Genomic DNA, 12,154 nt, shown 5'->3' on the forward strand with positions numbered 1-12,154 from the left:
TCTGTTGATCAGTGAGGTTGGGTGTCGCCCGCTGCGGTGTCGATGCTGACCACCACCGACATCCCCGGCCGCAAACGCTCCTCTTCCTGCTGATCCGGATCGATGGTGATCCGCACCGGCACCCGCTGGGCAATTTTGACGAAATTGCCGGTGGCGTTGTCCGCCTGCAACAGGGCAAATTCCGAGCCCGTCCCCGGCGAAATATGCTGCACATGCCCGGTGAATCGGCGGTGATTCAGCGCATCGACGGTGAAGCGCACCGGTTGCCCGACGCGCACGTTATCCATCTGGGTTTCTTTCATGTTGGCGATCACCCATTTCTGGTTTGGCACCAACGCCATCAACTGCGCTCCGGAGTTGACGTAGGCACCGAGGCGCACGCCGATCTGCCCGAGCTGGCCGTCACGCGGGGCGACGATGCGCGTATTCGACAGATCAATCCGTGCCAGTTGCACCGCCGCTTCGGCGCTGGCCACGGCCGCCTCCAGCGAGCCACGATTGACGATCACCGTTTGCAGATCCTGACGGGCGATTTCCAGATTGGCCTTGGCTTGCGCGACCGCCGCAATGCTTTGCGCATTCGCCGCCAGCGCGACGTCCATCTCGCGCTTCGACACCGAACCGTCGCGTACCAATTCCTGATTCCGGCGCAGATCCGCTTCACTCTTGCGCAACTGCGCTTCGCTGTCGGCCTGCGCCGCCTGACGCAATTTGATCGTCGCCTCGGCGCTGTTGCGTTGCTGCACCACATTGGCCAACGCGGCTTTCTGCACCGCCAGTTGCGCCAGTGACTGGTCGAGTCGCTGCTGATAGATGCGGTCGTCCAGACGCACCAGCAAATCCCCGGCCTTCACGTACTGGAAATCCTGCACCGGCACCTCGTAAACATAACCGGCGAGTTGCGGGCCGATGATCGTCACCTGCCCGCGCACCAACGCGTTTTCGGTAGTCTCAACCGCACTGCTGAACGGCGGCAATTGCCAGGCATACAAAACGATCAACACGCCGACGATGGCAATCGCGGCAAAGCCCAGCGAAGAAATGATCCGCACGCGCAGCGAGCGCGGCTCGGTGTTCGGCGATGACGGCGGTGCCACACCCTCGGGCGTGGCGGCAATGGCATTGGTGGTTGTGGTGGTCGGTTCGGTCATGAAGAAGTGGCACCGCTCGAAGGTGTGGAAGGCGCGGGGGCGACGGCTTTGGTGGTGCTCATCAGCCACAGCGCACGAATGGACAGCCAGATCATGGTCAGCACAGCAATCACAGCGATCAACATGAACACATCGTTGTAGGCCAGTACATTGGCCTCTCGGGTCGCGGCATTGGACAGGCTGCGAATACCCGCCAGATTGCGCAAACTCGGGTCGGCCAACAGCGAGCCATACGCCGAACCGCCGCTCTGCACACGCGCAGCCACCAAAGGGTCAGACAGCGTCAGGTGCTCAACGATTTGACTGGAATGAAATTTTTCCCGGACGATCTGAAAAGTGCCCAGAAGCGCCGCACCGAGCAGGCCACCGAGGTTGTTGCAGATCCCGAACAGCACGGAAAAACTCACCAGATTGCGCGGATTGGTCAGCACGTTGCGCGTACCGAAAACCATGGTCGGGCCGAGGAAAAACGTGCTGCCGAAGGCCAGCAGAAACTGGCTGAAGTAGAGGTTTTCCGGGCGGGTCAGGTTGTTGGAAAAGCTGTCCATCACCGACCCGGTGGCCATCAGTGCCAGCGAGATAATCAGCGGCATCAGCAGGTGTTTGGGGTCGATGGTCAGCGCACTGGTCAACAATCCCGCGACACTGCCGATCAGCATCACCACGTACAGGCTGTGCAGTTGCTCGTAGCCCATGTTCAGGTTCTGCATGAAACCGACCGCACCGGTGGACTGCTCCGAGGTGACCATGCGAATCAGGGTCACCGCCAGCGCCAGGCGGATCATCGTCCCGCTGCCAAGCCAGCGGGTCATCAGCAGCGGGTTGCTGCGGTTATGTTCGATGGCCAGACCGGCGAGGATCAAAGCAATCGAGGCAGCCAGCGCGTAGCCGATCCAGTTGGCCTCCAGCCACCAGTCAATCCGCCCCAGCGACAACACCGCACACAGCAGCGCCACGCCAGTGGCGAGAATGGCGAAGGTGAGAAAGTCGAGTTTTTCGAAGGTTTTGAAGCGGTCGCCCGGTGGCAACTTGAGCATCAATACGCAGCCCAGCGACAGCAGTGCCATGCCTAGTTCGAACAGATACAAGCCGCGCCATTCGGCGATCTGCAGCAAGTCTTCGGAAAATAATCGCGCCAATGGCAAGGCCAGTTGCGAGGTGCCGAGGCCGAGTACCAGCGCCTTCAGCCGCCACTTCGCCGGGAACGCCTGGACCATGTAATACAGGCCCAGCGAACTCAGCGCCGCGCCCACCATGCCGTGGGCCGCGCGCACCGCCACCGCGGAATTCAGGTCGTTGACGAACAGATGGCCGAAAGTCACCAGCGCATACAGCACCAGAAACACTTCGGTGAATGCACGCAAACCGAACTGCTGACGAAACTTCACCAGCAACAGGTTCATCGACACGTTGGTCATTACGTACGCCGCCGGTAACCAGGCCATTTCCGCCGTGGTCGCGCCGAGTGCGCCTTGCAGATAAGGCAGGTTGGCCACCACCAGCGAGTTGCCCAAGCCACCGGTCACCGCCACCAGTAAACCGACCAGCGCATAGGCCAGGCGCTTGGGGTTGGAGTGCAACGGCGTCGAGGGGGAACCGGGCAGACTGGGTTTTTCGTGGGGCTGCCAGTTGCGCGGGGCGTATTGATCCATGGAAAGGCCTTGTGCGGAACGTGGGTGAAGTTTGCCGCAAATTCACCGGCAACACACATCCCATGGACAACACAAATCTTTGTAGGAGCTGTCGAGTGAAACGAGGCTGCGATCTTTTGATCCTGTTTTTTAAAAAGCCAGATCAAAAGATCGCAGCGTGCCGCAGCTCCTACAAAGTGATCTGCGTCGCGACGGCAAGTCATCGTATAACTTGCTGTTGACATTCCCGGAAAACCGAGGAAATATCCGCAACCATGTTGTACGACGACGTATGACAAATAATAAAAACAACAAACGCAACAGGGAGCGTCACAGTGAGTACACTCGTCTGCAGTTCCGTCCGCCCTTCCCGCTTTGCCACGCTTCGCCCGCGTTCCACCATCGGCCTGATCGGCTGCAGCAGCCTCGCCCTTGCCTTACCGATGAGCGCCGATGCCGAAGGCTTTCTCGAAGACAGCAAAGCCACGCTGAACCTGCGCAATGCCTACTTCAACCGCAACTTCGTCAACCCGGCCAACCCGCAGGGCAAGGCTGAAGAGTGGACGCAGAACTTCATTCTCGATGCCAAATCCGGCTTCACCCAAGGCACGGTCGGCTTCGGGCTCGACATCCTTGGCATGTACTCGCAGAAGCTCGATGGCGGCAAAGGTACGGGCGGTACGCAACTGTTGCCGATCCACGATGACGGGCGTCCGGCCGACAATTTCGGACGGCTCGGCGTGGCGTTGAAGGCCAAAGTCTCCAAGACTGAATTGAAGGTCGGCGAATGGATGCCGGTGCTGCCGATCCTGCGTTCCGACGATGGCCGCTCGCTGCCGCAGACCTTTCGCGGCGGCCAGATCACCTCCACCGAGATCAATGGCCTGACTGTCTACGGTGGCCAGTTCCGTGGCAACAGCCCGCGCAATGACGCGAGCATGGAAGACATGTCGATGAACGGCCGCGGCGCGTTCACTTCCGACCGCTTCAACTTCGGCGGCGGCGAATACACCTTCAACGACAAGCGTACCCTCGTCGGCGTGTGGTACGCCGAACTCAGCGACATCTACCAGCAGCAGTATTTCAACCTCAGCCACAGCCAGCCGTTGGGCGACTGGACCCTCGGCGCCAACCTCGGTTTCTTCACCGGCAAGGAAGACGGCAGCGCCCAAGCTGGCGACCTCGACAACAAAACCGCGTTCGCCCTGCTTTCGGCCCGCTACGGCGGCAACACCTTCTATGTCGGTCTGCAAAAGCTCAGTGGCGACGACGCGTGGATGCGGGTCAACGGCACCAGCGGCGGCACCCTCGCCAACGACAGTTACAACGCCAGTTATGACAACGCCAAGGAACGCTCCTGGCAGTTGCGCCACGACTACAACTTCGTCGCCCTCGGTGTTCCGGGCCTGACCCTGATGAACCGCTACATCAGCGGCGACAACGTGCACACCGCCACCACCAATGACGGCAAGGAATGGGGCCGCGAGTCGGAACTGGCCTACACCGTGCAAAGCGGCCCGCTGAAGAATCTCAACGTGAAATGGCGCAACGCGACGATACGGCGGGACTTCAGCACCAACGAGTTTGACGAGAACCGGATCTTTATCAGTTATCCGATTTCGTTGTTGTAAAGCCAGTCGTCACACCGAGTTTCCCTGTGGGAGCGAGCCTGCTCGCGAAGGCGGCGTGTCAGTCGATACAAGAGTTGCCTGGACCGGCCTCATCGCTGGCAAGCCAGCTCCCACAGGATTTTGTGGTGAATGCAGTAATTGAAAACAACGCTGATACCTGTGGGAGCTGGCTTGCCAGCGGTGGCGGCGGCAGATTCACCATCGATGTTAATTGACACACCGCTTTCGCGAGCAGGCTCGCTCCCACATGGGATTGCATTGCAAATACAGAACTGTGGTGATTGAAAAGAGGCCAGGCCTTCCGTCATCTACACCAAAAGTCGCGTTGACAAGTTCCGGAAACCCTACCGATACTTCAGCGCAGTCATACGACAACCTACAACAAACCTAATAACAACGTGTAAGGGCTTGCCATGACGTCTACCTCTACTCCCCACGCCCCGTTCAACCGTCTGCTGCTGACCGGCGCTGCCGGGGGCCTGGGCAAAGTCCTCCGCGAACGTATGCGCCCTTATGCCAATGTCCTGCGCCTGTCGGACATTGCCGCCATTGCCGCGGCCGTCGATGATCGCGAAGAAATCGTCCCTTGCGATCTGGCCGACAAACACGCCGTGCATCAACTGGTCGAAGGTGTCGATGCGATCCTGCATTTCGGCGGCGTCTCCGTCGAGCGGCCCTTCGAAGAAATCCTCGGCGCCAATATCTGCGGCGTGTTTCACATCTACGAAGCGGCGCGCCGGCATGGCGTGAAGCGAGTGATCTTCGCCAGTTCCAACCACGTCATCGGCTTCTACAAACAGGACGAACCGCTCGACGCCAGCTCCGCGCGCCGCCCGGATGGCTACTACGGCTTGTCCAAGTCCTACGGCGAAGACATGGCCAGTTTCTACTTCGATCGCTACGGCATCGAGACCGTCAGTATCCGCATCGGCTCCTCGTTTCCCGAGCCGCAAAACCGCCGAATGATGCACACCTGGCTGAGTTTCGACGACCTCACGCAATTGCTCGAACGCGCGCTGTACACGCCGAACGTCGGCCACACCGTGGTCTACGGCATGTCCGCCAACAAGGACGTCTGGTGGGACAACCGCTTCGCCAGCCACCTCGGCTTTGAGGCGAAGGACAGCTCCGAAGTGTTCCGCGAAAAAGTCGAGGCGCAACCGATGCCGGCCGCCGATGACCCGGCGCGGATCTATCAGGGCGGCGCGTTTGTCGCCGCAGGTCCGTTCGGCGACTGATCACCCTGACAACGACGCGAAGGAATGAGTATGCAAGCCGAATTGATCGTCGATGCCCGCAACGCCGTGGGCGAAAGCCCGGTCTGGGTGCCGCAGGAAAACGCGCTGTATTGGGTGGATATTGCCAACGGCGGGCTGCAACGCTGGAGCGCCGACACCGGCCACGTGCATGCCTGGAAAACCCCGGAAATGCTCGCCTGCATCGCCCACCATAGCGGTGGCGGCTGGGTCGCCGGCATGGAGAGCGGCTTTTTTCATCTGCACCCGCACAGCGACGGCAGCCTCGACAGCGAACGGCTGGCCAGCGTCGAGCACAGTCGCGCAGACATGCGCCTCAACGATGGTCGCTGCGACCGACAGGGCCGTTTCTGGGCCGGCAGCATGGTGTTGAACATGGGGCTGAGTGCGCCCGAAGGTCGGCTCTATCGCTACGGCGCCGGGCAGTCTGGCGTGATCGCAGCGCAGCTCGACGGTTTCATCGTGCCCAACGGCCTCGGCTTCAGCCCTGACGGCAAGACGATGTACCTGTCCGATTCGCACCCCGACGTGCAACTGATCTGGGCGTTCGATTACGACACCGATACCGGCACGCCGTCGAACCGTCGTGTGTTCGTCGACATGAACCACTTCCCCGGGCGGCCAGATGGCGCTGCCGTGGATGCTGAAGGTTTCTACTGGATCTGCGCCAACGACGCCGGCCTGATTCACCGCTTCGCGCCGGACGGTCGTCTTGATTTCTCACTGGAGGTGCCGGTGAAAAAACCGACCATGTGTGCCTTCGGCGGCAGCCGCATGGACACTTTGTTCGTCACCTCGATTCGTCCCGGCGACGACCACGATCCGCACTCTCTGGCCGGTGGCGTATTCGCCCTGAACCCCAATGTCAAAGGCCTTGCGGAACCCTTGTTCAACGATTTGCTTTAAACCCTCTGCTGCACCGCTGCGCCTTGAACACAACAATAACAAGACTGGAGACTCACCCCCATGTACTTCAAACGCACCTTGCTGGCCGCTGCACTCCCGCTGATGTTTACCTTCACTGGCGCCGCTCAGGCCCTGCAACTCAAATTCGCTGACATTCATCCCGCCGGTTATCCAACCGTGGTGGCCGAAGAAAACATGGGCAAGACCCTGACCAAGGAAACCAACGGCGAGCTGACCTTTCAGTACTTCCCCGGCGGTGTGCTGGGTTCCGAAAAGGAAGTCATCGAGCAGATGCAAGTCGGCGCCGTACAGCTGTCTCGCGTCAGCCTGGGTATCGTCGGCCCGGTGGTACCGGACGTGAACGTGTTCAACATGCCGTTCATCTTCCGCGACCATCAACACATGCGTAACGTCATCGACGGCCCGGTGGGCGACGAAATCCTCGACAAAATCACCAACTCCGAATTCGGCTTGGTGGCCCTGGCCTGGATGGACGGCGGCACGCGCAACGTCTACACCAAGAAACCGGTGCGCAAGCTCGAAGACCTCAAGGGCATGAAAATCCGCGTGCAAGGCAACCCGATGTTCATCGACATGATGAACGCCATGGGCGGCAACGGCATCGCCATGGACACCGGAGAGATCTTCAGCGCCCTGCAGACCGGCGTAATCGACGGCGCGGAAAACAACCCGCCAACCCTGCTCGAACACAACCACTTCCAGAATGCGAAGTACTACAGCCTCACCGGTCACCTGATCCTGCCAGAGCCGATCGTGATGTCGAAAATCACTTGGGAAAAACTGACCCCGGATCAGCAGACGCTGGTCAAGACCGCCGCCAAGGCTGCCCAAGCCGAAGAGCGCGTGCTGTGGGACAAGAAGTCCGCTGCCAGTGAAGAAAAACTCAAGGCCGCCGGCGTCGAGTTCATCGAGGTCGACAAGAAACCCTTCTACGACGCCACCGCTCCGGTGCGGGAAAAGTACGGCGCGAAGTACGCCGACCTGATCAAGAAAATCGAAGCCGTTCAGTAACGTCTCCCGCTCCGTCCTCATGAACAAGGCCCGGTGCGCCCGATGACTGCGGCGCGCCCGGTTACGGTGGAACCCGATGAAGAATCTACTGCTGCGTATCAACGACAAGATCTACATGACGTGCATCTGGGTCGCCGGTCTTTCCGTTCTGGCGATCTCCCTGATGATTCCCTGGGGCGTGTTCGCCCGCTACGTGCTGGGCACCGGCTCGAGCTGGCCCGAGCCCACGGCGATCCTGCTGATGATGGTGTTTACCTTCATCGGCGCCGCCGCCAGTTACCGCGCCGGTGCGCACATGGCCGTGGCCATGCTCACCGATCGCATGCCTCCACAACTGAGATCTGCAGCGGCGATATTTTCACAACTGCTCATGGCGGCGATCTGCATCTTCATGACGATCTGGGGCGCCAAACTGTGCATGTCCACTTGGAATCAGTTCATGGCTGCTCTGCCCGATCTGCGGGTTGGCGTGACCTACTTGCCCATTCCCGTGGGCGGTTTGCTGACGCTGATTTTCGTGTTGGAAAAACTCTTGCTCGGTGATCAGAGCAAACGACGCGTCGTGCAGTTCGACCTGGTTGAAGAAAGTGAAGGTGCCGCTTAATGGACGCTCTGATACTGCTGGGTAGCTTTATCGTATTGATCCTGATCGGCATGCCGGTCGCCTACGCGCTCGGCGCGGCCGCGCTGATCGGTGCATGGTGGATCGACATTCCGTTCCAGGCGGTGATGATTCAGGTCGCCTCGGGGGTGAACAAATTCTCGCTGCTGGCCATTCCGTTCTTCGTGCTGGCTGGTGCGATCATGGCCGAGGGCGGCATGTCTCGCCGGTTGGTGGCGTGTGCCGGGGTGCTGGTGGGGTTTGTCCGCGGCGGTCTGTCACTGGTCAACATTGTCGCCTCGACCTTTTTCGGCGCGATCTCCGGGTCGTCAGTGGCCGACACCGCGTCGGTGGGTTCGGTGCTGATTCCGGAAATGGAACGCAAGGGCTATCCACGGGATTTCTCCACCGCCGTGACCGTCAGCGGCTCGGTGCAAGCCCTGCTGACTCCGCCAAGCCATAACTCGGTGCTCTACTCCCTGGCCGCCGGTGGTACGGTTTCGATTGCCTCGCTATTCATGGCCGGCATAGTGCCGGGCCTGATGATGAGCGCCTGCCTGATGGTGCTGTGCCTGATCTTCGCGAAAAAGCGCAACTACCCCAAAGGTGAAGTCATCCCGATGCGCCAGGCGTTGAAAATCGTCGGCGAGGCCCTCTGGGGCATGATGGCGATGGTGATCATCCTCGGCGGCATCCTCTCGGGGATCTTCACCGCGACCGAATCGGCGGCGATTGCCGTGCTGTGGTCATTCTTCGTCACCATGTTCATTTACCGCGACTACAAATGGAGTGAACTGCCGAAACTGATGCACCGCACCGTGCGGACGATTTCGATCGTGATGATCCTGATCGGTTTCGCCGCGAGCTTCGGCTACATCATGACCCTGATGCAGATCCCGGCAAAGATCACCACGCTGTTCCTGACCCTGTCGGACAACCGCTACGTGATCCTGATGTGCATCAACGTCATGCTGCTGTTGCTCGGCACGGTGATGGACATGGCGCCGCTGATCCTGATCCTGACGCCGATCCTGATGCCGGTGATTCTCGGTATCGGTGTGGATCCGGTGCAGTTCGGCATGATCATGCTGGTCAACCTCGGGATCGGGCTGATAACACCGCCGGTAGGCGCGGTGCTGTTTGTCGGTTCGGCGGTGGGCAAGGTCAGCATCGAGAGCACTGTGAAAGCGCTGCTGCCGTTTTACGCGGTGCTGTTCCTGGTGTTGATGCTGGTGACCTACATTCCGGCGATTTCGCTGTGGTTGCCACATCTGGTGTTGTAAGCGGTTAATGGATCGCAGCCCTCACGGGCTGCGATTTTTGCTTTACGCCCGCAACAACATATACCCCGCCACCACCAGACAGACACTGGCAAATCCCACCTGCAACGCCCGCGCCGGCACCCGCGCACAGAGCTTACGGCCGATGATCATGCCGACAATGCTGGCGACGATAAACGCCGCGCCCTGCGCATCAATCCGCACACCGGCGTGAAACGAGCCGATCACCCCGATCGCCGAAATCAGACTGATCACCATCAACGACGTCGCGACAATCCCGCGCATCTGCACGTCAGTCAGTTGCTTGAACGCCGGCACGATCAAGAAGCCGCCACCGACCCCAAGCAAACCGGACACCACCCCGGTAATCGCGCCCAACGCCGCCAGCGTTGCGGTGCATTTGGCGGTCCAGTCGAAGCGCCCGGTTTCTTCATTGAGCATGCAATTCTTCTGACCCCAACTGGCATGGCCATGATCACTCGGCCCTTCCTGCTGACGCTCGCGGCGCAGCATGCGCCAGGCCACCATGACCATAAGCAGACTGAACAGGATCATCAGGATTTTCTCCGGCAACTGGTGCGCGAAGTAAATGCCCAACGGCGAAAACACCGCGCCGAGCGCGGCAATCAACAACGCCGCACGATAGCGCACCAGGCCATGACGCAGGCCATCGATCGCACCGACCGCCGCCGCACTGCCCACCGCAAACAACGCCACCGGCGCTGCCTGAGTCATCGTCCAGCCGAGGCCGAGGACCAGCGCCGGCACCGCGAGAATCCCACCGCCGGCCCCGGTCAAACCGAGCACCAACCCCATCACCACACCAAACAGGCTTGCCAGCAACATAGGATGTTCTCAGTCGACTTTGGACAGGCCGGTCAGCCACTCGCGCCCTTTGAGCATACCGTTCCAGTAGAACCACGGCAGCAGCGTCGCCTTGAGCAACCACGCCGAGCGCCGCGCCACGGTCGGGTCCAACGGGAAGGTCGGCAGCAACTTACCGGCATAACCGAACTCGGCGAGGATCACCTTGCCCTTCTCCACCGTCAGCGGGCAGGAACCGTAACCGTCGTACTTCAGCGGCAGCGATTGTTGCTTGCGCAGAGCCAGCAGGTTTTCCGCGACCACCACCACTTGTTTACGCACTGCTGCGGCGGTTTTCGCGTTGCTGGTGCCGCAGATATCACCCAGCGCGAACACGTCTGGATAACGCGGATGCTGCAGGCTGTGCGGATTGACTTCACACCAGCCGGCCGCGTCGGCCAAGGGACTTTGCGCGATGAAGTCCGGCGACACCTGCGGCGGCACCACGTGCAACAGATCGAAGGTTTTCGCTACGCGGCTGACGTTGCCGTCGGCGTCCTTGATCTCGAACCAGGCGGTTTTCGCCGGGCCGTCGACCTTGACCAGATTCGAATTGAACGCCAGTTGCGCGTTGTACTTTTCGATGTACTTCATCAACGGCGGCACAAACGTCGCCACGCCGAACAGTGCGGCGCCAGCGAGATTGAATTCGACATGGATGTTGTTCAACACGGCGGTTTTACGCCAGTGATCGCAGGACAGGTACAGCGCCTTTTGCGGCGCGCCGGCGCATTTGATCGGCATCGCCGGCTGGGTGAACAGCGCTTTGCCGCCGCGCAGTTTCTGCACCTGATCCCAGGTGTACTGCGCGTGCTGATAGCTGTAATTGGAGGTGACGCCGTGCTGGCCGAGGCTCTCTTGCAAGCCTTCGATCTTCTCCCAGGCCAGACGCAGGCCGGGGCAGACGATCAGGTTTTGATAGCTGACTGTGCGTTGATCGTTGAGGGTGAGCTGGCGCTTGTCCGGGTCGATCGCGGTGACTGCCGCTTGCAACCAGTTCGCTTGCTTGGGCATGACCTTGTTCATCGGCCGGGCGGTGTCTTTGACGTCGTAGGCACCACCGCCGACCAGCGTCCATGCCGGTTGATAGTAATGCTGGGCGCTCGGTTCAATCACGGTGATTTTCAGCGCCGGATCACGCTTGAGCAGGCTGGCGACAAAACCGATACCGGCCGTACCGCCGCCGATGACCACGATGTCTGCACTGATGGATGGGCCCCAGTGTTGATCGTTCATTGCTTGTTCCTTTTGCTGCACGCAAGGATTTCTCAGCCTTCACACAAATCCATTGTAGGAGTGAGCCTGCTCGCGATAGCGGTGGGTCAGCCATATCTTTATTGACTGATACACCGCTATCGCGAGCAGGCTCACTCCTACAGGGGTTGTGTGTTGGCTGGCATTTATTGATGGCCGAGACTTTTCAGCACGGCGCCGCAATACAACCCGGAAAGCGTTTTCATGACCTGGATGACTTCCGGACTGGCAAGGCCGTAAAAAATGTATTTGCCTTCACGACGGGTCGCGACCAGTCCCTCATCACGCAGGATGCCCAGTTGCTGGGACAGCGTCGGCTGGCGCACACCGGTCATTTTTTCCAGTTCGCCGACGTTGCGCTCACCCTGAGTCAGTTGACAGAGGATCAACAGGCGATCCTCATTGGCCATGGCCTTGAGCAACGCACAGGCCTTGGAGGCCGAGGCGCGCAGTTGGGCGACTTCACATTCGGTCAGACTGGATTGCATTTGCACGATGCCTTCAAGGTCACTTAAGCTGCGAACATTATGTTTTTAGATAAAGTGTTG

At 60.0% G+C, this 12,154-nt stretch carries 11 protein-coding genes; 6 read left to right on the forward strand and 5 right to left on the reverse strand.

What is annotated here, in order from left to right; all coding sequences use genetic code 11:
* Positions 1-8: 8 nt before the first annotated feature.
* Positions 9-1,151: an HlyD family secretion protein gene (locus ACOYXH_RS14035; protein ID WP_095124546.1), complete on the reverse strand. Its 1,143-nt coding sequence runs from the start codon at positions 1,149-1,151 to the stop codon at positions 9-11.
* Positions 1,148-2,803 carry an MFS transporter gene (locus ACOYXH_RS14040; protein ID WP_095047985.1) on the reverse strand — a complete coding sequence of 552 codons (1,656 nt, stop codon included), beginning with the start codon at positions 2,801-2,803 and terminating at the stop codon, positions 1,148-1,150. Before ACOYXH_RS14040 ends, ACOYXH_RS14035 begins: the two co-directional genes overlap by 4 nt.
* A 314-nt stretch (positions 2,804-3,117) precedes the next feature.
* Here ACOYXH_RS14040 and ACOYXH_RS14045 point away from each other — a divergent pair, with 314 nt between their 5' ends.
* From ACOYXH_RS14045 to ACOYXH_RS14070, 6 genes are all read left to right on the forward strand, one after another.
* Positions 3,118-4,413, forward strand: a complete 1,296-nt coding sequence (locus tag ACOYXH_RS14045) for an OprD family porin (RefSeq protein ID WP_258708424.1) — start codon at positions 3,118-3,120, stop codon at positions 4,411-4,413.
* 413 nt (positions 4,414-4,826) lie between these two features.
* The gene (locus tag ACOYXH_RS14050) at positions 4,827-5,651 is read left to right on the forward strand and encodes an NAD-dependent epimerase/dehydratase family protein (RefSeq protein WP_258708425.1); all 825 of its coding nucleotides are present in this window, start codon (positions 4,827-4,829) and stop codon (positions 5,649-5,651) included.
* Between the two features lie 30 nt (positions 5,652-5,681).
* Complete coding sequence (locus ACOYXH_RS14055) at positions 5,682-6,575, forward strand: SMP-30/gluconolactonase/LRE family protein (RefSeq protein ID WP_258708426.1); 894 nt, start codon at positions 5,682-5,684, stop codon at positions 6,573-6,575.
* A 60-nt stretch (positions 6,576-6,635) separates the two neighbouring features.
* Entirely contained in the window at positions 6,636-7,607 is a 972-nt protein-coding gene (locus ACOYXH_RS14060; protein ID WP_258708427.1) for a TRAP transporter substrate-binding protein, read from the forward strand.
* A gap of 76 nt (positions 7,608-7,683) precedes the next feature.
* Complete coding sequence (locus ACOYXH_RS14065) at positions 7,684-8,211, forward strand: TRAP transporter small permease (RefSeq protein WP_038365548.1); 528 nt, start codon at positions 7,684-7,686, stop codon at positions 8,209-8,211.
* Positions 8,211-9,491 (forward strand): TRAP transporter large permease, encoded by a 1,281-nt coding sequence (locus ACOYXH_RS14070; protein WP_099756578.1) that lies wholly within the window; start codon positions 8,211-8,213, stop codon positions 9,489-9,491. The genes ACOYXH_RS14065 and ACOYXH_RS14070 overlap by 1 nt, the downstream gene beginning before the upstream one ends.
* A gap of 42 nt (positions 9,492-9,533) precedes the next feature.
* Here ACOYXH_RS14070 and ACOYXH_RS14075 read toward each other — a convergent pair whose 3' ends face one another.
* From ACOYXH_RS14075 to ACOYXH_RS14085, 3 genes are all read right to left on the reverse strand, one after another.
* Entirely contained in the window at positions 9,534-10,334 is an 801-nt protein-coding gene (locus ACOYXH_RS14075; RefSeq protein ID WP_095047991.1) for a sulfite exporter TauE/SafE family protein, read from the reverse strand.
* Positions 10,335-10,343: 9 nt separating this feature from the next.
* Positions 10,344-11,588 (reverse strand): NAD(P)/FAD-dependent oxidoreductase, encoded by a 1,245-nt coding sequence (locus ACOYXH_RS14080; protein ID WP_095047992.1) that lies wholly within the window; start codon positions 11,586-11,588, stop codon positions 10,344-10,346.
* A 164-nt stretch (positions 11,589-11,752) separates the two neighbouring features.
* Positions 11,753-12,094, reverse strand: a complete 342-nt coding sequence (locus tag ACOYXH_RS14085; protein WP_007915092.1) for an ArsR/SmtB family transcription factor — start codon at positions 12,092-12,094, stop codon at positions 11,753-11,755.
* Positions 12,095-12,154: the final 60 nt, after the last annotated feature.

The organism is Pseudomonas sp. Mb7, from assembly GCF_054790525.1.

What these genes read in the sequence shown, in the direction of transcription:
- ACOYXH_RS14070 (WP_099756578.1), top strand. Translation starts at nt 8,211, where the DNA reads ATGGACGCTCTGATACTGCTGGGTAGCTTTATCGTATTGATCCTGATC.
- ACOYXH_RS14040 (WP_095047985.1), bottom strand. Translation starts at nt 2,803, where the DNA reads ATGGATCAATACGCCCCGCGCAACTGGCAGCCCCACGAAAAACCCAGT.
- ACOYXH_RS14060 (WP_258708427.1), top strand. Translation starts at nt 6,636, where the DNA reads ATGTACTTCAAACGCACCTTGCTGGCCGCTGCACTCCCGCTGATGTTT.
- ACOYXH_RS14080 (WP_095047992.1), bottom strand. Translation starts at nt 11,588, where the DNA reads ATGAACGATCAACACTGGGGCCCATCCATCAGTGCAGACATCGTGGTC.
- ACOYXH_RS14085 (WP_007915092.1), bottom strand. Translation starts at nt 12,094, where the DNA reads ATGCAATCCAGTCTGACCGAATGTGAAGTCGCCCAACTGCGCGCCTCG.
- ACOYXH_RS14075 (WP_095047991.1), bottom strand. Translation starts at nt 10,334, where the DNA reads ATGTTGCTGGCAAGCCTGTTTGGTGTGGTGATGGGGTTGGTGCTCGGT.
- ACOYXH_RS14055 (WP_258708426.1), top strand. Translation starts at nt 5,682, where the DNA reads ATGCAAGCCGAATTGATCGTCGATGCCCGCAACGCCGTGGGCGAAAGC.
- ACOYXH_RS14035 (WP_095124546.1), bottom strand. Translation starts at nt 1,151, where the DNA reads ATGACCGAACCGACCACCACAACCACCAATGCCATTGCCGCCACGCCC.
- ACOYXH_RS14050 (WP_258708425.1), top strand. Translation starts at nt 4,827, where the DNA reads ATGACGTCTACCTCTACTCCCCACGCCCCGTTCAACCGTCTGCTGCTG.
- ACOYXH_RS14065 (WP_038365548.1), top strand. Translation starts at nt 7,684, where the DNA reads ATGAAGAATCTACTGCTGCGTATCAACGACAAGATCTACATGACGTGC.